Source organism: Flexivirga sp. (assembly GCF_051955415.1).
Taxonomy (GTDB): Bacteria; Actinomycetota; Actinomycetes; order Actinomycetales; family Dermatophilaceae; genus Flexivirga.
This window is the reverse complement of sequence record NZ_JBQCGS010000078.1, coordinates 75,027-95,097: the sequence shown is the minus strand read 5'-3', so window position 1 is coordinate 95,097 and position 20,071 is coordinate 75,027. Positions and strand designations below refer to the sequence as shown.

At 68.9% G+C, this 20,071-nt stretch carries 19 protein-coding genes and 1 tRNA gene; 6 read left to right on the top strand and 14 right to left on the bottom strand.

The annotated features are described in order from the left end of the window. From ACTHL4_RS13535 to dacB, 5 genes are all read right to left on the bottom strand, one after another. Positions 1-923, bottom strand: a 923-nt coding sequence (locus tag ACTHL4_RS13535; RefSeq protein WP_440283291.1) for an ATP-dependent metallopeptidase FtsH/Yme1/Tma family protein, incomplete at its 3' end; no start/stop codon positions are given. 184 nt (positions 924-1,107) lie between these two features. After that, the gene (hpt, locus tag ACTHL4_RS13530; protein ID WP_440283287.1) at positions 1,108-1,659 is read right to left on the bottom strand and encodes a hypoxanthine phosphoribosyltransferase; all 552 of its coding nucleotides are present in this window, start codon (positions 1,657-1,659) and stop codon (positions 1,108-1,110) included. Between the two features lie 5 nt (positions 1,660-1,664). Further along, a complete protein-coding gene (gene tilS / locus ACTHL4_RS13525) occupies positions 1,665-2,723 on the bottom strand; it encodes a tRNA lysidine(34) synthetase TilS (RefSeq protein ID WP_440283286.1) in 1,059 nt (352 codons plus the stop codon). A 32-nt stretch (positions 2,724-2,755) separates the two neighbouring features. Continuing rightward, a complete protein-coding gene (locus ACTHL4_RS13520) occupies positions 2,756-3,799 on the bottom strand; it encodes a zinc-dependent metalloprotease (RefSeq protein WP_440283285.1) in 1,044 nt (347 codons plus the stop codon). A 119-nt stretch (positions 3,800-3,918) separates the two neighbouring features. After that, positions 3,919-5,340, bottom strand: a complete 1,422-nt coding sequence (dacB, locus tag ACTHL4_RS13515; protein ID WP_440283284.1) for a D-alanyl-D-alanine carboxypeptidase/D-alanyl-D-alanine endopeptidase — start codon at positions 5,338-5,340, stop codon at positions 3,919-3,921. Between the two features lie 137 nt (positions 5,341-5,477). On the opposite strand from dacB, the gene ACTHL4_RS13510 reads away from it, so the two are divergent. Then, positions 5,478-6,002: an inorganic diphosphatase gene (locus tag ACTHL4_RS13510; RefSeq protein WP_440283283.1), complete on the top strand. Its 525-nt coding sequence runs from the start codon at positions 5,478-5,480 to the stop codon at positions 6,000-6,002. A 48-nt stretch (positions 6,003-6,050) separates the two neighbouring features. Here the strand turns inward: ACTHL4_RS13510 and ACTHL4_RS13505 are convergent, their stop codons facing one another. The 3 genes from ACTHL4_RS13505 to ACTHL4_RS13495 are packed head-to-tail and all read right to left on the bottom strand — an operon-like array spanning position 6,051 to position 8,810. Beyond that, entirely contained in the window at positions 6,051-6,788 is a 738-nt protein-coding gene (locus tag ACTHL4_RS13505; RefSeq protein WP_440283282.1) for a hypothetical protein, read from the bottom strand. Between the two features lie 40 nt (positions 6,789-6,828). Then, positions 6,829-8,190 carry an MFS transporter gene (locus ACTHL4_RS13500; protein WP_440283281.1) on the bottom strand — a complete coding sequence of 454 codons (1,362 nt, stop codon included), beginning with the start codon at positions 8,188-8,190 and terminating at the stop codon, positions 6,829-6,831. Then, positions 8,187-8,810, bottom strand: coding sequence for a GntR family transcriptional regulator (locus ACTHL4_RS13495; RefSeq protein WP_440283280.1), 624 nt, complete (start codon positions 8,808-8,810; stop codon positions 8,187-8,189). Before ACTHL4_RS13495 ends, ACTHL4_RS13500 begins: the two co-directional genes overlap by 4 nt. Before the next feature lie 189 nt (positions 8,811-8,999). On the opposite strand from ACTHL4_RS13495, the gene ACTHL4_RS13490 reads away from it, so the two are divergent. Further along, a complete protein-coding gene (locus tag ACTHL4_RS13490; protein WP_440283279.1) occupies positions 9,000-9,788 on the top strand; it encodes an alpha/beta fold hydrolase in 789 nt (262 codons plus the stop codon). Between the two features lie 73 nt (positions 9,789-9,861). Further along, positions 9,862-11,109 (top strand): hypothetical protein, encoded by a 1,248-nt coding sequence (locus ACTHL4_RS13485; RefSeq protein WP_440283278.1) that lies wholly within the window; start codon positions 9,862-9,864, stop codon positions 11,107-11,109. Positions 11,110-11,144: 35 nt separating this feature from the next. Here ACTHL4_RS13485 and ACTHL4_RS13480 read toward each other — a convergent pair whose 3' ends face one another. From ACTHL4_RS13480 to ACTHL4_RS13465, 4 genes are all read right to left on the bottom strand, one after another. Continuing rightward, positions 11,145-12,254, bottom strand: coding sequence for a serine hydrolase domain-containing protein (locus ACTHL4_RS13480; RefSeq protein ID WP_440283277.1), 1,110 nt, complete (start codon positions 12,252-12,254; stop codon positions 11,145-11,147). Continuing rightward, entirely contained in the window at positions 12,226-12,453 is a 228-nt protein-coding gene (locus ACTHL4_RS13475; protein ID WP_440283276.1) for a hypothetical protein, read from the bottom strand. The genes ACTHL4_RS13480 and ACTHL4_RS13475 overlap by 29 nt, the downstream gene beginning before the upstream one ends. Positions 12,454-12,584: 131 nt before the next feature. After that, a complete protein-coding gene (locus ACTHL4_RS13470) occupies positions 12,585-13,535 on the bottom strand; it encodes a pseudouridine-5'-phosphate glycosidase (RefSeq protein ID WP_440283275.1) in 951 nt (316 codons plus the stop codon). Beyond that, a complete protein-coding gene (locus ACTHL4_RS13465; RefSeq protein ID WP_440283274.1) occupies positions 13,532-14,479 on the bottom strand; it encodes a carbohydrate kinase family protein in 948 nt (315 codons plus the stop codon). The genes ACTHL4_RS13470 and ACTHL4_RS13465 overlap by 4 nt, the downstream gene beginning before the upstream one ends. Before the next feature lie 139 nt (positions 14,480-14,618). Between ACTHL4_RS13465 and ACTHL4_RS13460 the strand changes: the two genes are divergently transcribed. The 3 genes from ACTHL4_RS13460 (at position 14,619) to ACTHL4_RS13450 (ending at position 18,796) form a co-directional block, all read left to right on the top strand. Then, the gene (locus ACTHL4_RS13460) at positions 14,619-16,952 is read left to right on the top strand and encodes a 5'-nucleotidase C-terminal domain-containing protein (RefSeq protein ID WP_440283273.1); all 2,334 of its coding nucleotides are present in this window, start codon (positions 14,619-14,621) and stop codon (positions 16,950-16,952) included. A gap of 94 nt (positions 16,953-17,046) precedes the next feature. Beyond that, complete coding sequence (locus ACTHL4_RS13455) at positions 17,047-17,769, top strand: Type 1 glutamine amidotransferase-like domain-containing protein (protein ID WP_440283272.1); 723 nt, start codon at positions 17,047-17,049, stop codon at positions 17,767-17,769. A gap of 463 nt (positions 17,770-18,232) precedes the next feature. Next, the gene (locus tag ACTHL4_RS13450) at positions 18,233-18,796 is read left to right on the top strand and encodes a hypothetical protein (RefSeq protein WP_440283271.1); all 564 of its coding nucleotides are present in this window, start codon (positions 18,233-18,235) and stop codon (positions 18,794-18,796) included. A gap of 207 nt (positions 18,797-19,003) precedes the next feature. Here ACTHL4_RS13450 and ACTHL4_RS13445 read toward each other — a convergent pair. After that, positions 19,004-19,077, bottom strand: a tRNA-Thr gene (locus tag ACTHL4_RS13445). A 94-nt stretch (positions 19,078-19,171) separates the two neighbouring features. Then, complete coding sequence (locus ACTHL4_RS13440; RefSeq protein WP_440283270.1) at positions 19,172-20,071, bottom strand: alpha/beta fold hydrolase; 900 nt, start codon at positions 20,069-20,071, stop codon at positions 19,172-19,174.

Genomic DNA, 20,071 nt, shown 5'->3' with positions numbered 1-20,071 from the left:
ATCATGATGATGTTGTCCTTCGCCTCGAAGCCGTCCATCTCGACCAGCAGCTGGTTGAGCGTCTGCTCACGTTCGTCGTGGCCGCCGCCCAGGCCGGCGCCACGCTGGCGGCCGACCGCGTCGATCTCGTCGACGAAGATGATGGCCGGGGCGTTGGACTTGGCCTGCTCGAAGAGGTCCCGGACACGGCTGGCACCGACGCCGACGAACATCTCCACGAAGTCCGAGCCGGAGATGGAGTAGAACGGCACACCCGCTTCGCCGGCGACCGCACGGGCGAGCAGGGTCTTACCGGTGCCGGGGGGCCCGTAGAGCAGAACGCCCTTGGGGATCTTGGCGCCCACGTCGAGGAACTTCTTGGGCGACTGGAGGAACTCCTTGATCTCGTGGAGCTCCTCGACCGCTTCGTCGGCACCTGCGACGTCGGCGAAGGTCACCTTCGGCATGTCCTTGGTGGCCAGATTCGCCCGCGACTTGCCGAATTGCATGACGCGCGACCCGCCGCCCTGCATCTGGCTCATCAGGAACCAGAAGATCAGGATGAACAGGATGAACGGCGCCATGCTGATCAGGATCGACAGCCAGACGCTCTGCTTCTGCGGGTCGTCGGTGTAGCCCTTGGCGGGCGGGTACTTCGACAGCAGCGAGACCAGTTGGTCGCCGCGCGGGTCGACGTAGTTGGCCTCGACCTTGGTCAGGTCCTTCTTGTTCCCGACCGTGGTCGGGTCCTTGAGGGTCAGCTTGACCGAGTCGGGCGTCAGCGTCGCCGAGTCGACTTGTTTGCTGGAGATGAGTTTCTCGGCCTGGGAGGTGTCGATGCTCTGATAGCCCCCGACGTTGCCGACGGCGAGCCAGAGCACACCGATCAGCACGACCAGGATGACCCAGAGACCAGGGCTGCGAAGAACGCGCTTGAAGTTCATGTACCTGCGGGGCGTGCCCCGATCCTCCTGCTTGAGTTGGGCCGAGCCCATGACAGACCAGTAGACGGTACACCGCAGATAGCCTGGCTATTGCAGGTGTCCCGGCTGGATCAACGCGCGGGCGACGGGTGATGTTCCGTAGCAGCCGCCACAGATGTAGATGCGACCTGCTCGCGGGTCGGCACTAGGAGTAGACGTGCGGGGCGAGCGTGCCGATGTCGCGCAGGTTGCGGTAGCGCTCGTCGTAGTCCAGGCCGTAGCCGACCACGAACTCGTTGGGTATGTCGAAGCCGACGTATTTGCAGTCGATCTCCACCTTGGCCGCCTCCGGCTTGCGCAGCAGCGTGCAGATCTCCAGCGAGGCGGGCTCACGGGAGGTGAGGTTGGCGCGGATCCAGTTGAGGGTCAGCCCGGAGTCGATGATGTCCTCGACGATCAGCACGTGCCGGCCGGAGATGTCGGTGTCGAGGTCCTTCAGGATGCGCACGACGCCGCTGGACTTGGTGCCCGAGCCGTATGACGACACCGCCATCCAGTCCATCGGGGCCGATCCCGGCAGGGCGCGCATCAGGTCGGCCATCACCAGGATGGCGCCCTTGAGGACGCCGACGAGCAGCACGTCCTTGTCGTGGTAGTCACGCCAGATATCGGCCGCGAGTTCCTCGAGCCGCGCGTGGATCTGTTCCTCGGTGTAGAGGACGTGCTCGAGGTCTTTGCCCATGTGGCTGGCATCCATGAGCCCTATTGAACCCGACGCGCCTCGACCTCGATCAGCCCGGCGTCCCGGCGCACCTGCAGACCGCCCGGGACGTGGATCGGTTGCTGGCCGTGCCAGCGGGTCACCAGCGCGTCCACGGCGTCGATGTGCACCTTGCCGACCGAGGCCGACGGGGCGCCCGCCCGGCGCAGCAGCTCGCGCCATACCCGCGTGCGCAGCGGGGTGGGCAACGCGCTCAATGCGTCGACCGGCCACGAGGTCGCGCCCAACTCGTCGGCCCGTTGCGCGGCCCAGTCGTCCAGGAAGGTCAGGTCCTCCCGGATCAGGTCAGCGGTGCGCGCCAGACCGGCGACGACGCCCGGGCCGATGTCGTCCTCCAGGTCGGTCAGCGCCCGGCGCACCCGCACCCGCAAATAGCGCGGATCGCCGTTGTGCGGGTCGTGCCACGGCTCGAGACGCAGCGCCGCGCAGGCCGCGTGCGTCTGCGCGCGGGTCACGTCCAGCAGCGGCCGCAGCCAGACCAGATCCCCCACTGGTCGAGTGCCGCCTCCCGTTGGTCGAGCAGCAGCCGAGGAACGAGACTGCGTCTCGAGACCGAAGGCCACCGGCGCCATACCCGTGACCGCCCGCGGTCCCGACCCGCGGGCCAGCGCCAGCAGCACGGTCTCGGCCTGGTCGTCGCGGGTGTGGCCGAGCAGCACCGCACTCGCGCCGTATGACGCAGCGGCGTCCGCGAGCGCGGCGTAGCGCTCCCAGCGGGCTGCAGCCTCCGGGCCGTCCCCGGTGGCAGCCACCTCGACGGTGCGCACCTGCGCATGATCCACGCCCAGATCGCGACACTGCTCCGTGGCGCGCAGCGCCACCTCACCGGACCCGGCCTGCAGTTGGTGGTCGACGACGATCGCGACGGTGGTGATCCGCAGCTTCGGTGCTTCGAACGCCACCGCTGCCGCGAGCGCCAGCGAGTCGGCGCCACCCGAAACCGCAATGAGCACAGTGCGGCCCGCGCCCATACCGGCCTCGGACAGCGCCGCTCGGACCTGCCGCCGGCACGCCGCCACCGCGGGGTGGGGTCCCGTCATACCGATGCCCTGGAGCTTCGCAGGGTGTTCATTCAGCCGTGGACGCGGGCGACCCAGGCCGCCGGAGCGTAGATCTCGTCGGCGGTGGGAAGGTTCTCCGGGCCGGCCCAGACGGCATTGAAACCGTCGACCCCGACCTGCGCCTGGACCGCGCGGCAGAAGGCGGCGCCGTCGCGGTACTGGCGCATCTTGGCCTCCAGTCCCAGCAGGCGGCGGATGATGCGGTCCGGGCCGACGGAGCCCTTGCGGCGGGCGTCGAACGTGCGGCGGATGTCCGAGACGGTCGGCACGATCTGCGGACCGACGTCGTCCATCACGACATCGGCGTGGCCCTCGAGCAGCGACATGATCGCCGTGACGTCGGCGAGTTCCGCACGTTGTTCCGGGGTGCCGACCAGGTCGGTGAGGCCACCGCTGCCTTCCCGCAACAGCCCCGGCAGCGCCTTGGCCGCTGCCTGCAACCGCTGCTGGAGCAATTCGGGGGTGGGCACCAAGTCGACGGCGAGGGTGCGGATGCGGTCGATGAGGTGCTCCCGCAGCCACGGCACCGCGGTGAACTGCACGCGATGCGTCTCCTCGTGCAGGCACACCCAGAGCCGGAAGTCGGCGGGGCGGACGTGGAGTTCGCGTTCGGCCGCAACGATGTTCGGCGCCACCAGCAGCAGGCTGGGCCGGCCCTCCGGTGCCAGGTCGAACTGGCCGAGCACCTTGCTGGCGACGAAGCCCATCAGCGCGCCGGTCTCGGTGCCGGTGACCTTGGCGCCGACCGCGCGAGCGCGCGGGCCGGCCTTGCGTTTGGCGGTCAGCGCCTCCACCACGGGGCTGAGCAGCGCAGCCATCGAGTCGACGTTGACGTCGATCCAGGCCGCGCGGTCGACCACGAAGACCGGTGACTCCGCGCCGGCGAGGCAATCCAGCCGGGCGGTGTCGGCCACCGGTTGGAGTGCGCGGTGTGCGGCGTCGCGGAGTTCGGCCACCACCGCGGCCGCCTCGTCGGGTGTGGTCTGCGGTCCGTCGGACACCCAGCGTCGCCCGGTGCGCTTGGCCAGGTCCCAGTCGACATACGCCTCAGACATGGATCGAGGGTATGTCAGGCCGCGGCGCCTCGGGCGCGCCGCGCAGCATCCGCTGCCGGCGACCGTTGCCACTTCGGCACACGATCCCGCCTGCATCGCGGCCGTTCCAGCGACCGTTGCTACTTCGAGCAGCCGCACTTCTGCAGTGCGGCGACGAAGTCGTCGATGGCGGCGCGGGTGCCGTAGGGACCCCACGACTTCGCGGCGTTACTGATGATCGCGAAGACGAGCACCCGGTCGTCGGCGGTGATCACGGTGCCGGCCAGCGACGCGACGTGGGTGAGCGAGCCGGTCTTGGCGCGTACGTCGCCCGCGGCCGAGTCGTTGGACGGTTGCAGGAACCGGTTGTCCAGTGTGCCGTTGTAGCCGCCGACGCTGAGCCGGGTCAGCACTTCGGCGAAGGGCTTGTTCTTGCCGGTGGTGCCGGATAGCAACACGTCGGCGAGCACACGGGGCGGGATCGTGGTGCCGTCGGACAGACCGCACACGTCGGCGAGTTCGACTCCGCGCAGGTCGAATCCGGCGTCCTTCAGCGTCTTCTCGACCCAGCCTGTGACGTCGGCGGTCGATCCGCCCACCCCGTCGTGGAAGGCGGCCTGGCGCGCCAGCGATTCGATCATCGCGTTGTCGCTGGCTTGCAGGGCGTTGCCCAGCACGTCCAGCAGCGGCGACGACTGGACCGCGCCCAGTACCTTCGCATCGCCGGCCGCGGTCACCGTTCCCCCGGCCTTGGCGGTGATGCCCTGTTCGGCGAGCGCCTTGACGAACGCCTGCTGGGTGGAGGCGACCGGGTCCGCGGGCGTCGGCCGCGCGGGGTCGGTGGCACGCTCGGTCGACAGGCCCAGCTGGGCGATGCGGGCGGTGTAGCCGGCGGCGACGACGTCCGGGTCCCAGTGCTTTGCGGTCAACGGCCCCGGTGCGTATGACGTGTCGACACCGACTGTCACCGAGGTGGTGCCTGCCTTCCTCAGCGAGGCGGCGACCTGCGCGGCCAGGTCGGCGAGACCGGCGTGACCGTTGACGTGCTCAGGGTCCCCTGTGCCGGGGTTGAGTGCCGTGTCTCCACCGGCGACGAGGACGATCCGATGCTGGGTGGAGCCGTTGACGACCTTGGTGGTGAGCGGCTTGTTCAGGTCCAGCGTGTTGCCGATCGCCCATGCGGACAACAACTTGGTGGTGGATGCCGGTGTCATTGCTGCGTTTTCGTGCTGCTGCAGCAGGACCTGGCCGGTCTTGCCGTCGGCGACGACCACGCCGAGCTTCTTGGCCAGGTCCGGCTTGCCCAGCGCGGCGGCGACCTGCGCCTTGACCTTGGCCGGGTCCTGCTGCGGACCGTCGGCAGCGGCGATCGGCGACACGGTGGCCGGAGTCGGCGCCGGAACCGACGGTCCGACGCTGGTCTTGCCCGGTGCAGGGACCGCCGGCCGGGCCGCGGCCGCGCGAGTGAGCGGGCCGGGCAGGACGTCATACACGTCGAGCGCCTCGTAGCCGACCGCCAGCACGACGACGGCGGCTGCGGCGGCCGCAACCCGTTTGCCCATTCGTACCCCTCGAACCACGGCACGCCCGTCGGTGCGCCAAACTAGTCGTCAGTCAAGCACACGGCGACCGCGGGTCGTCGCACGTGCCGGCCACAGCTGACACACATCGAAGACCCCCGGCGAAGGGACAACAGGCAATGGAGTTCGACGTCACCATCGAGGTGCCGCAGGGCAGCCGCAACAAGTACGAGATCGACCACGAGACGGGCCGCCTGCGCCTGGACCGCCGGTTGTTCACCTCGATGCAGTACCCGACGGACTACGGCTACATCGAGCACACCCTCGGCGAGGACGGCGACCCGCTGGACGCGATGCTGCTGATCACCGAATCCGTCGTGCCGGGTGCGGTCGTCGAGGCCCGTCCGGTCGGTGTCTTCAAGATGGTGGACGAGGCCGGCGGCGACGACAAGATCCTGGCGGTCATCGCGGGAGACCCGCGCTGGAACCACATCCAGGACGTCAGCGACGTCAACAGCTTCCTGCTCGACGAGATCAAGCACTTCTTCGAGACCTACAAGGTCCTCGAGCCGGGCAAGAGCGTGGAGGAGGGCTCCCACTGGGCCGGGCGTGCGGACGCCGAGCAGATCATCGCCGACGCGCTGCAGCGCGCGACGGACCAGAACGTCGACACCGCTCGCTGGGTCGCCCCGAACCAGCACTGAGCCGGTCGGCGCGGCGGCGGCCGAGGGCCCCGGCCGCGCCGAAGACGGTTACGGCGTCGACCAGGCGAGGCCGAGCACCGAGCAGATGACGAAGCTGAGCAGGAACGCCTTGCCACCGGTAAGTCGCCATCGTTGCCCGGGCGCGCCGGCGGCGGTGTCCGGCCGCCACGGTCCGCTGACGAGCAGGAAGGCCGGCAGCCCGACGACGCTGACCGGCGTGGCGATCATCCAGAACCACGCCCAGCGGGTGCCGAAGCGCGGCTGCGGGCCGTTGACCAGCACCACCAGTGCGGCCAGCCACAGGAGTATGGCGGCCGGCGCGATCCAGTCCGGGGTCTGCCAGCCGGCGATCTGGGTCCCGACGGTGAGGTCCGTCGTGGCCCGGGCCACTTGCAGGTCGCGTTGAGGCGACAGCGCGATCAGTTGTTCGCTGACGTCACCGCGCACCACTGTTTCCGAGCCGGCGGACATCCCGCCGCCGTCGCCGTTCACCGCCGTCACCTCGGCGAGGCGGGAGTGACCGCCGGCGTTCCAGCGGAAGGCCATGGTGGCCTCGCCGTGTGCGTCGGGCGGCAGGCCGCCATACACCTCCACCCGATGTGTCCGCCCGGAGGCGATGTCGCCGCGCAGGTCGCGGAACGAGACGTGCTGCGCCCCGCTGATCCAAGTGGCGAGCGCCATCGCCGCAATACCCATCAGGAGGACCGCGCGCGCGATCCCCCATCGGTCCGTGCGCAGCGCCCGCTGCATCCGGGATGTCCCCGGCGCCCCCACCGTCACGGTCATGCACGGGAGCGTAGCCGCGCGCTCCGCGCAGCGGGCGGTTTCAGCGGCCGGTGCGGACGCTGACGCCCACCTTCAGGTGCTCGTAGTCGTCGGAGGAGTGCACCAGCCGGCGAGTCCTGCGGCGCAGCCGCAGGATCTGCACGATGCCGAACGCCCACACGAGGTACTGCACCGACATCGCCGCCCGGAACGCGGCCAGGTCGTAGTGCTCGGCACCGCCGGGGGCCATCCGGTCGAGGATGACGCCGATGACGAACACCGACAGCAGGGTCGCGGAGAACCCGCCGACGTTCACGATGCCGGAGGCCGAGCCGATCCGGTGGGTGGGGTTGAAGGTGCGTGCCAGGTCGAAGCCGATCATCGAGCCCGGTCCACCGATCGCGGTGACGACCACCAGCAGGATGAGCACCGGCAATGGCGCACGCCCCGGCCACAACAGCACCACGGTCCACATCGCGATGATCGCGGCGACCGTGCCGAGCACCAGCGTCGACCGGTTGTAGGGATAGCGCGCGGTGAACGCCCCGAAGAGCGGGCTCGCGGTCACCGTCGCGACCACCATGATCTCCAGCAGCAGGCTGGCCGTTCCGGCCGACAAGCCCTCCGCCTTGGTCAGGAACGGGAAGCCCCACATGAGGCTGAAGACCGTCGCACTGAACTGCGAGGTGAAGTGGCACCACAGCCCGAGTTGGGTGCCCGGCTCACGCCAGGCGCTGGAGACGGCCCGGGCGACCGCGCGCAACTTGATCTCGGTGCGCTCCTTGGTGCGGTATGGCGAGTCGCGCACGACCACCAGCAGGATGGCGCCCAGGACGATGCCGACCGACGACGCCAGCAGGTAGGACTTCGTCCAGCCGAGGTTGTGCAGTGCCACGGACAGCGGTCCGGCCGCCGCGATGGCCCCGAACTGACCGAACACGCCGCACAACTGGCTCATCATCGGCGCACGCGCCGGCGGGAACCACAGCGCCACCACACGGAGCAGCGACACGAAGACCATCGCATCGCCCATCCCGACGAAAACCCGTGCCAGCACACCCCATGCGAACGTGTCGGCGAAGGCGAAGCCGAACTGGGCGATCGTCATGGTGGTCACGCCGGCGAACAGCAGCACCTTCGAACCGAAGCGGTCCAGCAGGGCGCCCACCGGCACCTGCATGGCGGCATACACGAACAGCTGGACCATGACGAACGTCGCCAGCTGGGCGGAGCTGATGTGGAAGCGTTCGGCGGCGATGACCCCGGCGACGCCCAGGGAAGTGCGGTGGAAGATCGCCAGGATGTAGACCGACAGGGCGGACAGGAAGACGGCCATGGCGCGCCGACCGCCGAGCGGCCAATCGGCGGAAGGGGATTCGACCACACCGGGCAGCTGGTGTTCTTCTGTGGTGGGCGGTGTCATCGCGCTGTCACCAGGCTGGTGGCTTCGGCCACGTGGTCACGGCACGCGCGGACGAACGACGCCCGAGAGCCGGTCTCCAGCAGCTGGAGCAGCTCGCGGTGCTGCTTGACCGAGTTCGCCATACGCGACCGGTCGGCGCGCATGCTGCCGGCGACGATGACGATCTGCCGGTCACGCAGATGCCGGTACTGCCTGGCGATCACGGAATTCCCGGCGGCCTCGACGACCACCTCGTGGAACGCGCGGTCGGCGGCGCTGAACGTGCCGATGTCGTCGGCCCTCATGGCCGCCACCATCTCCTCGAGCTTCTCCTGCAGCGTGGGGATCGTCTCGGCCCGTCGCGGCCACACCCGACCGGCGGCCCACTCCTCGATGAGCGAACGCGCCTCGAACGTCTCACGTGCCTCCTGAGGCGTCGCCGGAACGACCAGCGCACCCTTCTTCGGGAACAGCTCGACCATGCCCTCCGCCTGCAGTCGCAGGAGTGCCTCACGGACCGGGGTGCGGGAGATCCCGATCTCCTCGGCAAGCTGCCCTTCGGTCAGGAAGGTGCTCGGGGCCAGGTCGCCGGCAAGGATGCCGGTCTTGACGAACTCATACGCCTTGTCACTTGCACTCATGTTGTATCCAACATAGATGCAACACCGCGGTGTCATCAACCGACGTCTCAGCGGCCGGACGTGAAGTGCGTCACGAGCGGCATAGGGCGGCGATCGGCGCCTGGACTACCGTCGATCCATGGACACCTACACCCGCGGCGACCTGGTCTTCGACGTCTCCGACTCCGGTTCCAGGACGCACCGGTCATCGTGCTGCTGCACGGGTTCCCGCAGGACCGCCACGCGTGGGACAAGCTCACGCCCCGGCTGGTGGCGGCCGGGTATCGGGTGCTCGCGCCCGACCAGCGCGGCTACTCCCCCGGCGCCGCGCCCCGCGCCCGCACGGCATACCCGCTCTCGGAGCTGGCCAAGGACGTCATCGCCCTGCTCGACGCCGCCGGCGCCGACACCGCCCACGTCGTCGGCCACGACTGGGGTGGGGCGGTCGTCTGGCGGCTCGCCGAAGCACACTCCGACCGGCTCATGTCGGCGACCACACTGTCCACACCACACCCGGAGGCGCTGATGTGGGCGATGCGACACAGCACGCAGTGGCGCAAGAGCAGCTACATGGCGTTCTTCCAACTGCCCTGGATCGCCGAGCGCAGCGTGCTGCGCCAACTCCCCCAGATGTACGTCAAGACCGGCATGTCGCCCGAGGACGCCCAGAAGTATGCCGACCGCTTCTCCACGCCACGGTCGCTGACCGGACCGCTGGGCTGGTACCGCTCGATGCTGGCCGGACAGATCCGGGCGGCGTTGCCGTCGGGCAAGGACCCTGACCCGTCCACCCGCACCGGCAAAATCATCGTCCCGATGAGCTACGTGTGGGGCTCCCGGGACTTCGCCCTGGGTCGTGAGGCAGCCGAGAAATCGGCCGAATACGTCTCGGCGCCTTACGAATTCGTCGAACTCGAGGGCGCCGGCCACTGGCTCCCCGAAGTCAACGCCGACGACGTCGCCGAGGCCGTGCTGCGGCGGGTGCGCTCAACGGCCTGACCACGCGAGGCCTTGTGGCGCGCCATCGGCTCTGCTAAGCCTGGCTCCGACGATCGACAACGGGAGAGTCCACATGGCGAGTCCACATCGGCCGATCCGCCCGAGCCGAGCGCTCGCCCTGGGTGCTGTGGCAGCGCTCGCCGCAGGGATGAGCCTGAGCACCCCCGCGGCGGCCAGTGCCGAGCACAGCAAACCCTTCCCACCGAAGGCCAACTCGGCCTGGGTCTACGACACGGCACAGCCGGGCACCTGGATCGACGCGATCAGGTCGTACAACGCGCGAGCCGGAGCCGGCCATGCACTCCATCAGGTCTACAGCTACGGCGCCGACATGGAGATGTACTGCCCCGACAACGACGGGCGCCGCTGCACCGCCGGCGACCTCTACTCCACCTACACCGCGGGCGGGGGTGGCCCCGCCAGGACCGCGGCCTACTACGACGCGTTCGCCGCCGCCGACCCCGATGCGTTCACCATCTCGCCGATCATCGACGGCCGCACCGACGCCCGCGGCTACCTGCAGGGCTTCAACGAGCTGAGCCCGAGCCTCGCCGCCGGGTTCGCGGGCAAGGTCGCGGCCCAGGTGTGCGCCGACCCGCACGTGGCCGGCATACAGTTCGACCTCGAGCCGTTCGACGTGACCACGAAGAACGGCCAGTACTACTTCTACCTGCAACTGGCGAAGAACTTCGCCGGTCAGCACGCCGGCGACCCGGCGCACGACCCGTATGGCTGCGTCGACGCCGCCCATCCGCGCGGCCGGTTCTACTCGGTGTTCACCTTCGCCGAGGCGATCCGGCCGGGCAGCGAATCGGCGGCCAACGTGCGCGACATCCTCACGACATACGGCAACGGCTACCTGATGGACTCGCTGTACGACCTGAGCAAGGCACCGGCCGGCACGCTGAACGGCCTGGCCGACTACACCTCGGCGGCCCGCCAGGAAGCCGGAAACACCACACGGTGGGCGAACCGGTTGCACATCCGCTACGGGTTCGGCATCCCGGCCTCGGCGTCCGCGCACGAGTTCACGGCATGCAGCGCGGGTCCGGACGCCGTCGGCGAGTGCCTGCCCGACGCCACCGGCGCGACCGGTTATCCGATGGTCAGCTACTCCAGGGCGGCCGTCGCCGCGATCAACGCCAGTGGAGCGGTGCACGATCCGCGCTACATCGGCAGCGCCGTCTGGGACTTCGGCGATCACGTGTCCTGGGACGGACTCGACTTCAGCCCCGCGCCCGCTCCGGCTGACGCGCTCGACTACCTCGCCACCAGCCTGCCCGGCTCACAGAACCCCGGTGTAGCGCACGGACCGCACTGATCATCGGGACCGACATCCGCCGGGGACAGGTCCACTCACGCCAGTGAGCGCGCAGCACCGGTCGCCCACCTCGCCCGCAAGGTGTTGATCGAGGTCGGCGGACGGCGGGGGTGCACCGCGTTGGTCAGGAGTATGGCGCTCGCCCCGGTCGACAGGTCGGCCACCAGCGAGGTGCCCGTGAAGCCGGTGTGCCCGATGGTCCGGGGCCCGCTGAGCTCGCCCATGTAGCGCGGCTGATCGATCTCGAAGCCGATGCCGTGAGCGTCGTCGTCCATGCCGGTGTTGAGATCCGTCGTCATCGCAAGCACGCTGTCGCCGCTGAGGATCCGCGGGTCGTCCCCGGTGAAGACCTGCGCGAACCGCAGCAGGTCGGCGGCGGTGGAGAAGATGCCGGCGTGCCCGGCGACACCACCGAGCGACCAGGCGTTCTCGTCGTGGACCGCGCCACGCACCAGTCCGCGGCCGGCGTCCTGCTCGATCTCGGTCGCCACGAACCGGTCCCACGACACGTGCTCCAGCTGTGTGCGGAATCCGGTGTCCCGCATGCCGAGCGGCGCGGTGATGCCATCGCGCACGAGCACGTCCAGCGGCGCCCCGCCGAGCCGTTCGAGGAGGACACCTGCAGTGATCAGGTTCACGTCGCTGTAGACGAACCGAGCTCCGGGCGGCGTCGCCGGCGGGTGGGTCAGCGCCGCGAGAATGCGCTCCTCACGTGTCGGCCCATCGCGCCAGAGCGGCAGCCACCACTCCAGGCCGCTGGTGTGGGTCAGCAGTTGACGCACTGTGATGCCGGCCTTGCCACCGACCCCGAACTCGGGCAGGTAGCCGGCCACGCTCGCGTCGAGGTCGAGGGCACCGGCCTCCACCTGTTGCATCGCAACGGTCGCGGTGAAGAGCTTGGTCAGGGACGCGACGTCGAAGACGCTGTCGACGGCCATCGGCGTCCGTGCCGCCTCCGGCAGCGCAGCGCCGCTGTCGTCATACAACACGGCGAAGCCGGTGGCGTGGATCGTCAGGACGTCGGCGCCGACGGCGAGCAGACCGACCGCCCCGGGAATGCAGGGCGCCCCGGGTGCGACAGGTATGGTGCGCGCTGCTTCGAGCGCCGCGATGGCCTCAGTGACCGGCTTGACGACGCCGCTCACGCTCCTCGTCCTTCTTGACCAGCAGCGGTAACTGGGGCGCCTGCGGCGGACCGCCGCGGCGCTTGTCGCGCTGCTTGCCGACCCAGATGATCAACGCGAACAGGGCGATCATGAACAGGCAGATGCCGAAGAAGGTGACGCCCATCCCGATGGGGTGCCCGTTGTTCTGGTCGAGCTTCGTGAACAGGGTCGCAATCACCCCTCCATTGTGCACCGGCTCCTTGCCGGACCGTTTCTCACCCCGGGTTTGTGCAGCTGTCTGCGCACTTGATCTCGATACGCTCGTGCCTCGCTACTCGATCAGCGTGCCTGACCTGCCTCGCCACTCGATCAGCGTGCCTGTAGCGCGTCGGCGTAGGCGGTCGCCAGCCGGGCGCCGAGCAACGCGTTGTTCTTGACCAGCGCGATGTTGGCGGTCAGCGAGGCGCCACCGGTCAGCTCGACGACGCGGCCCAGCAGGAACGGTGTGGTGTCCTTCCCGGTGATGCCGCGCGCGGCCATGTCGGCGAGTGCCTGCGTGATGATGCCGGAGATCTGCTCGGCGGGGATCTCGTCCGCGGCCGGGATCGGATTGGCGATGTCGAAGCCGGCCGTGATGCCGAGCTCCCACTGGGTCGCCATGATCGCCGCGAGTTCCTGCGGACTGTCCGCACGCATCGGGACGGCATACCCACTGGATCGTGAGTAGAACGAAGGGAATTCGTCGGTCTGATAGCCGATGACCGGGATGGACAAGGTCTCCATCGCCTCCAGCGTCAGACCGATGTCCAGGATCGACTTCACGCCGGCCGAGATGACAGCGACGGGGGTGCGCGACAGTTCGGTCAGGTCGGCGGACAGGTCCATCGACCGCTCGGCGCCGCGGTGCACCCCACCGAGTCCGCCGGTGGCGAAGACCCGGATGCCGGCCAGGGACGCCAGCCGCATCGTCGCCGCCACCGTGGTCGCCCCGTGAACGCCCTTGGCCACCACGTAGGCCAGGTCGCGCACACTGGCCTTGGTGACCGATTCTCCTGCCTCGCCGAGCATTTCGAGGTCGCCGTCGGTGAGACCGATGCGCGGCACGCCGTCAAGCACCGCGATCGTCGCGGGCACGACACCCTCCGCACGGATCAGCGCCTCGACCTCGCGGGCCATGGTCACGTTGTCCGGGTAGGGCATCCCGTGGCTGATGATCGTGCTCTCCAGCGCGAGGACCGGGCGTCCTTCGGCGATGGCGTCGCGGACCTCGTCGGTCAACTGCAGGCGCGGGTGCGGGACAGCGCCGGTCGCGCAAGTCATCGTTGCTCCTTCGGATGTGCGGGTGTCAGATCTCGGGTCAGCACGTCGGGGAGGATGCCGTCGATGAGAGCGGACGACAGATCCGGCCGGACGGTGTGCTCACTGGTGATGGTCAGGTATGCCGCGGCGGCCCCGTGCCGGGCCGCGGTCACCTCGTCGTGGCCGGCGATCAGCGCGTGCACGTATGCCGCGGCCATCGAGTCGCCGGCTCCGGTGACGTTCTGCACTTCGGCGGCGACCGCTGCGATCTGAGTGATCGACGTCGGGGTGAAAAGCGTTGAGCCGTTCGCGCCTTCGCGCACCCACACCCGGCCGACGCCCAGCGCGTGCAACGCCGCGACACCTGCCTCGAGATCGTCCTCGCCGGTGAGCGCGATCAGTTCGGTGCGGGTGGGGGTGAGGGTGTGCACCGGACCCGCCCGCAGCGCCTTGGCGACCCGGTCGGCCTTGGGCACCGACACCGGGTCCATGACGACCGGAACACCGGCAGCGGCCGCGGTGCGGCATACGTGCTCGAGGACGTCCACGCACAGGTTCGCATCGAGCACGACGTATGACGCGGCGGTGATGACGTCCGCGGGCACGTGCTCGGCACGCAACGACTCGGCGGCCGCCATGTCGGAGACCGCCCCGACGAGTTCACCGTCGACGTCGAGCATCGCCAGGTAACTGCCGCTGGGCATCTCCAGGTCGACCGAGCGCGTCAGATCGACCCGGGCCGCGGCGGTCTCCGCCCGCAGGCGCTGCCCGAAGGTGTCGTTGCCGAAGGCGGCGACGAGTGTGGTGGGGACGCCCAGCCGGCCGAGGTTGGCCGCGATGTTGCGGCCGACGCCGCCCGCGCTGGAGTAGGCACGTCCCGGATTGCTGGTGCCCGGGGTGAAGGCAGCCGTCGACTGGGCGACGATGTCGACGTTGGCGCCACCGACGACCAGCACGTTTCCCACGGCGCCATTGTGTCAGCACACCGCTTGCCGCATTCCCGGGTCTGCACAGCGTTCCTTGAACTACTCTTCCGAGTTCTGGCAGAGATCCGTGCTATGCGCGACGCTGCCCAGGACCAACGGATCGGCAGGAGAGTGCGGCGTGACGAAGAGAGCATTTCGACTGGGGACGGCGGTGGTCGGCTCCCTGGTGATGGCCACCGGTATGACGCTGGCGGCACCGAGCCATGCGAACGCGGCCGCCGGTGACACCCAGGTGCAGATCCTGGGCATCAACGACTTCCACGGTCGCATCCAGGCCAACGGTCAGGAAGCCGGTGCCGCCGTGCTCGCCGGTGCGGTGCACGAGTTGCGCGCCAAGCAGCCCAACACCGTGTTCGCTGCCGCCGGCGACCTCATCGGCGCCTCGACGTTCGAGTCGTTCATCGCCCACGACAAGCCGACGATCGACGCCCTGAACGCCGCCGGTCTGCAGGTCTCCGCGGTGGGCAACCACGAGTTCGACCAGGGCTACGACGACCTGGTCAACCGGGTGATGGCGCCGTACGACAAGGACACCAACCCGTATGGCGGGGCGCAATGGAAGTACCTGGGCGCCAACGTCAAGCTGAAGGACGGCTCCGACGCGCTCGCACCCAGCTGGGTCAAGGAGCTGAACGGCGTCAAGGTCGGCTTCGTCGGCGCGGTGACCGAGCACCTGCCCGAGCTGGTCTCCCCCGGCGGCATCGCCGATCTGAACATCACCGACATCGCCGGAGCCGTCAACACGGCAGCGGACAACCTGAAGCAGAACGAGGGCGCGCAGCTGGTCGTGATGCTGGTGCACGAGGGCGCACCCACCACCGACTGCGCCTCGGTCACCGATCCGAGCAACGACTTCGGCAAGGTGGTGACCGGGCTGGACGACAACGTGGACGCGGTGATCTCCGGTCACACCCACCTGACCTACAACTGCATGGTCAACGTGCCGGGCTGGGCGGGCCGGGCAGTCACCCAGCGCCCGGTCGTGTCGGCCGGTCAGTACGGCTACAACCTGGACCAGCTCAACTTCACCGTGTCCGCGGCCGGCCAAGTCACCGGCGTGCAGTCCGACACCCTCGCGCTGACCAAGCAGGTGCCCGACCCGAAGGACCCGACCAAGACCGTCTGGGTGCCCAACTACGCGGCCGACGGCACCGTCGGCCAGATCGTCTCCCAGGCCGTGGCGAACGCTGACGTGCTGGGCAAACAGCCGCTCGGCACCATCGCCGGGCCATTCAACCGTGCCAAGGACTCCACCGGGGTGGAGAACCGCGGCGGCGAGTCGACGCTGGGCAACCTGGTCGCCGAGGCGCAGCGGTGGGCCACCGAGTCGGCGACGACCGGTTCGGCGCAGATCGCGTTCATGAACCCCGGTGGCCTGCGAGCCGACATGGTCGGCACCAACGACGCCGGCTACCCGACGGTGCTGACCTACAAGCAGGCCGCGACGGTCCAGCCGTTCGCGAACACGCTGGTGAACATGACGCTCACCGGGGCGCAGATCAAGCAGGTCCTGGAGCAGCAGTGGCAGCCGGCCGGCGCATCCCGCCCCTTCCTGCGACTGGGCATCTCCAAGGGTTTCACCTACACCTACGACCCGGCGGCCGCAGCCGGTGACCACATCCGGCAGATGCGGCTGAACGGCACCCCGATCGACGCCACTGCGTCGTACTCGGTGACGGTCAACTCCTTCCTGGCCACCGGCGGTGACAACTTCTTCGAGCTCGCCAACGGCGCCCACAAGAAGGACACCGGGCAGACCGACCTGCAGGGCATGGTCGATTACATGGCCGCACAAGCTTCGGAATCGGCTCTGCCGGTTGACAACTCGCAGCGGTCGGTCGGTGTCCACTTCCCCGCCGGAGCGCCCTCGGCATACCGGCCAGGCGACACGGTCGCCTTCGGTCTGTCGTCGCTGGCGATGTCGACCGGCACCGTGCACGACAGTTCGGTGACGGTCAGCCTGGGCGACACGAAGCTCGGCACGTTCCCGGTGGACAACACGGTCGGCACGGCCAAGGACGACGAGACCGGAACCGCGAGCGTGAGCGTCACCCTGCCGGACGGCGTGCCCGCCGGCACTGCCGCGCTCACCGTCACCGGAGACACGACCGGCACCTCCGCGCAGGTGAACGTGACCGTCGAAGCGCCTCCGGTGAGCTCGGCCGGTGTGCGCCTGGAGGCTCAGGACACCGTGCAGCGCTCCGGCAAGGGCAACGGCACCAAACTGACCGCGTGGGTCACCCCGGAGCACGGCAAGGCCAAGAAGGTGGCCGTGGAGTTCTTCGACAACGGCGCCCCGGTCGCGACCGTCACCACGAACGGTGCCGGCAAGGCCGACTACCGGCTGCCGAAGAACGCGGCGATCGGTGAGCACCGCATCGCCGCCCGCTACACCGACGCAGACGGTGCCGTGGCGGTCTCCGACCCGGTGGTGGTCACGGTCGTCAAGTAGTCGCGCGCATCTGATGCCCCGGCCCCGGCAGCTGCCCGGGACCGGGGCATCAATGCGAGTGCGTGGGCGTATGTCGCTGCGCTACCGTCCGGGCATGCCTGCCGAACCCACCATCCTCGCCACCTCCGGAGGCCTGCGCCCTGGTGAACGCACCTACTTCGAATTCAGCGAATTGACCCAGTTCGCAGTCGAACTCGCCGGTGTCACCGGTCGCGCGCCGCGGCTGTGCACCGTCGCGACAGCGACCGGCGACAACCCGCACGTGCTGCACGCGCTCGCCGAGGCGGCCAGGGCGGCCGGCTACGACCACTCCCACCTGCAGCTCTTCGGGATGCCGAACGTCGCCGACCCGGCCGAGCACCTGCTGGGCCAGGACGTCGTCTGGGTCATGGGCGGGTCGGTCGCCAACCTGCTGGCCGTATGGCGCGTGCACCGTCTCGACGAGGCGATGCGTGCCGCGTGGCAGGCGGGCGTCGTGCTGACCGGTGTCAGCGCCGGCTCGATCTGCTGGCACACCGGCGGTACGACGGACTCCTTCGGTCCGGAGCTGCAGCCGGTCACCGACGGTCTCGGCCTGCTGCCCTACGGCAACGGCGTGCACTACGACGCGGAGGAGCGCCGCCGGCCGTTGATGCAGCGGCTGGTGGCGGACGGGACGCTGCCGGAGTCCTACTGCACGGACGACGGCGCCGGGGTGCTCTACCGCGGGACCGACTTCGTGGAGGCGGTGTCGGAGAAGGAGGGCGCGGGCGCTTATCACCTGGTGCGTGACGGCGACATCGCCGTGGAGACGGCCCTGCCGATCCGCCGGCTCTGACCGCTGCCATCGCACTCTCCGGCGGCGTAGCAGCAACCGGCCCGACAACGAGAATGCCCCCGACATACGTCGAGGGCATCGCCGGAGCCGCCTGTCGGAATCGAACCGACGACCTATTCATTACGAGTGACGGAAGTCAACGGCGACAGTCAGCCCGGGCATCGTCCGTATTTTCATATATCTGCTATTTTTCTTTTATCGACAATGAGAGGGGGCAAGGGAACAAGCTCGGTGTTCCGACGCGAGGCCGAACAAGCATCGTTAGCGGTAGGAGTTGCGGGGACGGCCCACCACTCACTTCCCTCCGCGTGGGGAGGCAGATTGTGCGGATGACTTTCTGCATTTTGCGCTCACGTGGGCATCGGATACGGCAAACTTCCTGCACCGTCACCAGGGGGAAGGCATCCACATGAAACACCTCACTGTCGCATCTGCAACACTCATCGCAGCTGTCTCGGCACTGATGCTCACCGGTTGCAACAGCGACGGGTCTGCCGTCGAACAGTCCGTCGTCACGAAGACCGTCACCGAAAGCGCTCCGGCGAAGGCACCGGCAAGTGCGGCCGCTGCGGAGGCACCTACCGCAGCTGACACAGCTGCCGCAGACGACTCTGCTGACGACGGCTCCGGCGGGATCAGCGTCGTGAAATTCGGAGACACGTACAAGTTCAAGAGTTGGTCGGTCAGTGTCAGTGCCCCGGCGCCATACACACCATCGGAATACGCAGCGATGGACAACAAGCACCCGACGTACCGAATCCTGACCGTCACGGTGAAGAACACATCCGCTAACAAGGCTCTGAATCCCAGCCTCATCGATGTCTCGGCACAAATCGGTGACGCTGAAGCGGACTCGGTCTACGACGACAACGTCGGCGATACACCGTCGGCCTCCGTCCTCCCCGGCCGTTCCGTCTCTTGGAAGATCGCCTACGGCGCGACGGTTGGCGACCAGATCACGGTGCAGGTCTCCGACGTCTCTGCATTCGACGGGCCGGTCGCAGCGTTCGACGGCAAGATCTCCTAATCCTCAGGGCGTCGCCGCCGCGGTCGAGCGCGCTGTCGGGTTGTCATCATCCGTGCCTCGCAGAGCTTCTGACCGCGTTCTGCGAGGACGGAAGGTAGATTCGCGAGTTACGAGTCGAGCGCGGTCGCACCGATCAATGGCTAACAAATGGCTAACGAACGAAAGCGGCGCGGTCCGAGATCTCTCTCAGACCGCGCCGTCACGCGGAGCCGCCTGTCGGAATCGAACCGACGACCTATTCATTACGAGTGAATCGCTCTGGCCGACTGAGCTAAGGCGGCGTGGCCGACGGGCTGTGCCGAAGGCCGCGACGAGTATACGCAGGAGATGCCCCGGACACCGAATCGGCGGTGCCGGCCCGATCGCGCTGAGGCGCTACATCGCCTCCTCGTCGGCGAGCAACTCCGCGACGGCGTCGACGACCGCGTGCGCACCCATGCCGCTCAACGTGATCGTGTAGTGGTTGACGCCCGGGACCGCACGCCAGGTGAAGTTCGGCCGGCCGGTGGCCCAGTCGTCCAGCAGCGCCGGCGGATAGAGACCGCCCTCCTCGTCGAGCAGGCCGCGCGGTGCGCGCAGGAAGACCGTCGGCGCGGTCACCGCCGGCCAGGCCAGCTCAGTGGGGCCGCCGGCAAACATCTGCGGGTAGTCCTCGGTGATCAGGTCGCCGGCCACCGTGCTGCGGTATGGCGGGCCCTCGTCGCCCAGGTCGTAGTCGACGTAGTCCGCGACGGCGCCGTTCCATGTGTCGGCGAACGCCGGGTGCTCCTGCCAGAACCGCTGGTATTCCGCGCGACTGGTGAACTCGAGGGAGAGTCGCTCGACCGCCGGTCCGAGCACGGCCTGCATCGTCGCAGCCAGGTCCGCCCCGTCGGGCAGCTCGAACGGCACACCGCCGTCGACGAGCAACAGGCTGCCGACGGCGTCCGGGTGTTGCCCGGCGAGTGTCGCGGCGACGAAGCCGCCCATCGAGTGACCGACCGCGACGTCGCACCGCCCGTCGGCCAGCTCCTGCAGCACGGTGCGGCAGTCGGTCGCGTGCTGCGACATACCCGACGGCCCGGGCAGCGCACCGGACCGTCCGCGGCCGCGCAGGTCCGGCGCGAGGATCAGTGTCCCGGGAGCCACCGAGTCGGCGACCAGACCCCAGGAGCGGTGGGAGGCGGTGATGCCGTGCACCGCCAGGATGACGCGTTCGACCGGCCCGTCGCCCTGCCAGCAGCCGACGCGCAACGCGCCGCCACGAACCGGCACGTCCTGCACCGAGTAACCCAT

Excerpts from the sequence above, each read along its gene's own strand:
- hpt (WP_440283287.1), bottom strand. The coding sequence starts at position 1,659 with ATGGATGCCAGCCACATGGGCAAAGACCTCGAGCACGTCCTCTACACC.
- tilS (WP_440283286.1), bottom strand. The coding sequence starts at position 2,723 with ATGACGGGACCCCACCCCGCGGTGGCGGCGTGCCGGCGGCAGGTCCGA.
- ACTHL4_RS13520 (WP_440283285.1), bottom strand. The coding sequence starts at position 3,799 with ATGTCTGAGGCGTATGTCGACTGGGACCTGGCCAAGCGCACCGGGCGA.
- dacB (WP_440283284.1), bottom strand. The coding sequence starts at position 5,340 with ATGGGCAAACGGGTTGCGGCCGCCGCAGCCGCCGTCGTCGTGCTGGCG.
- ACTHL4_RS13510 (WP_440283283.1), top strand. The coding sequence starts at position 5,478 with ATGGAGTTCGACGTCACCATCGAGGTGCCGCAGGGCAGCCGCAACAAG.
- ACTHL4_RS13505 (WP_440283282.1), bottom strand. The coding sequence starts at position 6,788 with ATGACCGTGACGGTGGGGGCGCCGGGGACATCCCGGATGCAGCGGGCG.
- ACTHL4_RS13500 (WP_440283281.1), bottom strand. The coding sequence starts at position 8,190 with ATGACACCGCCCACCACAGAAGAACACCAGCTGCCCGGTGTGGTCGAA.
- ACTHL4_RS13495 (WP_440283280.1), bottom strand. The coding sequence starts at position 8,810 with ATGAGTGCAAGTGACAAGGCGTATGAGTTCGTCAAGACCGGCATCCTT.
- ACTHL4_RS13485 (WP_440283278.1), top strand. The coding sequence starts at position 9,862 with ATGGCGAGTCCACATCGGCCGATCCGCCCGAGCCGAGCGCTCGCCCTG.
- ACTHL4_RS13470 (WP_440283275.1), bottom strand. The coding sequence starts at position 13,535 with ATGACTTGCGCGACCGGCGCTGTCCCGCACCCGCGCCTGCAGTTGACC.
- ACTHL4_RS13455 (WP_440283272.1), top strand. The coding sequence starts at position 17,047 with ATGCCTGCCGAACCCACCATCCTCGCCACCTCCGGAGGCCTGCGCCCT.
- ACTHL4_RS13450 (WP_440283271.1), top strand. The coding sequence starts at position 18,233 with ATGCTCACCGGTTGCAACAGCGACGGGTCTGCCGTCGAACAGTCCGTC.
- ACTHL4_RS13440 (WP_440283270.1), bottom strand. The coding sequence starts at position 20,071 with ATGGGTTACTCGGTGCAGGACGTGCCGGTTCGTGGCGGCGCGTTGCGC.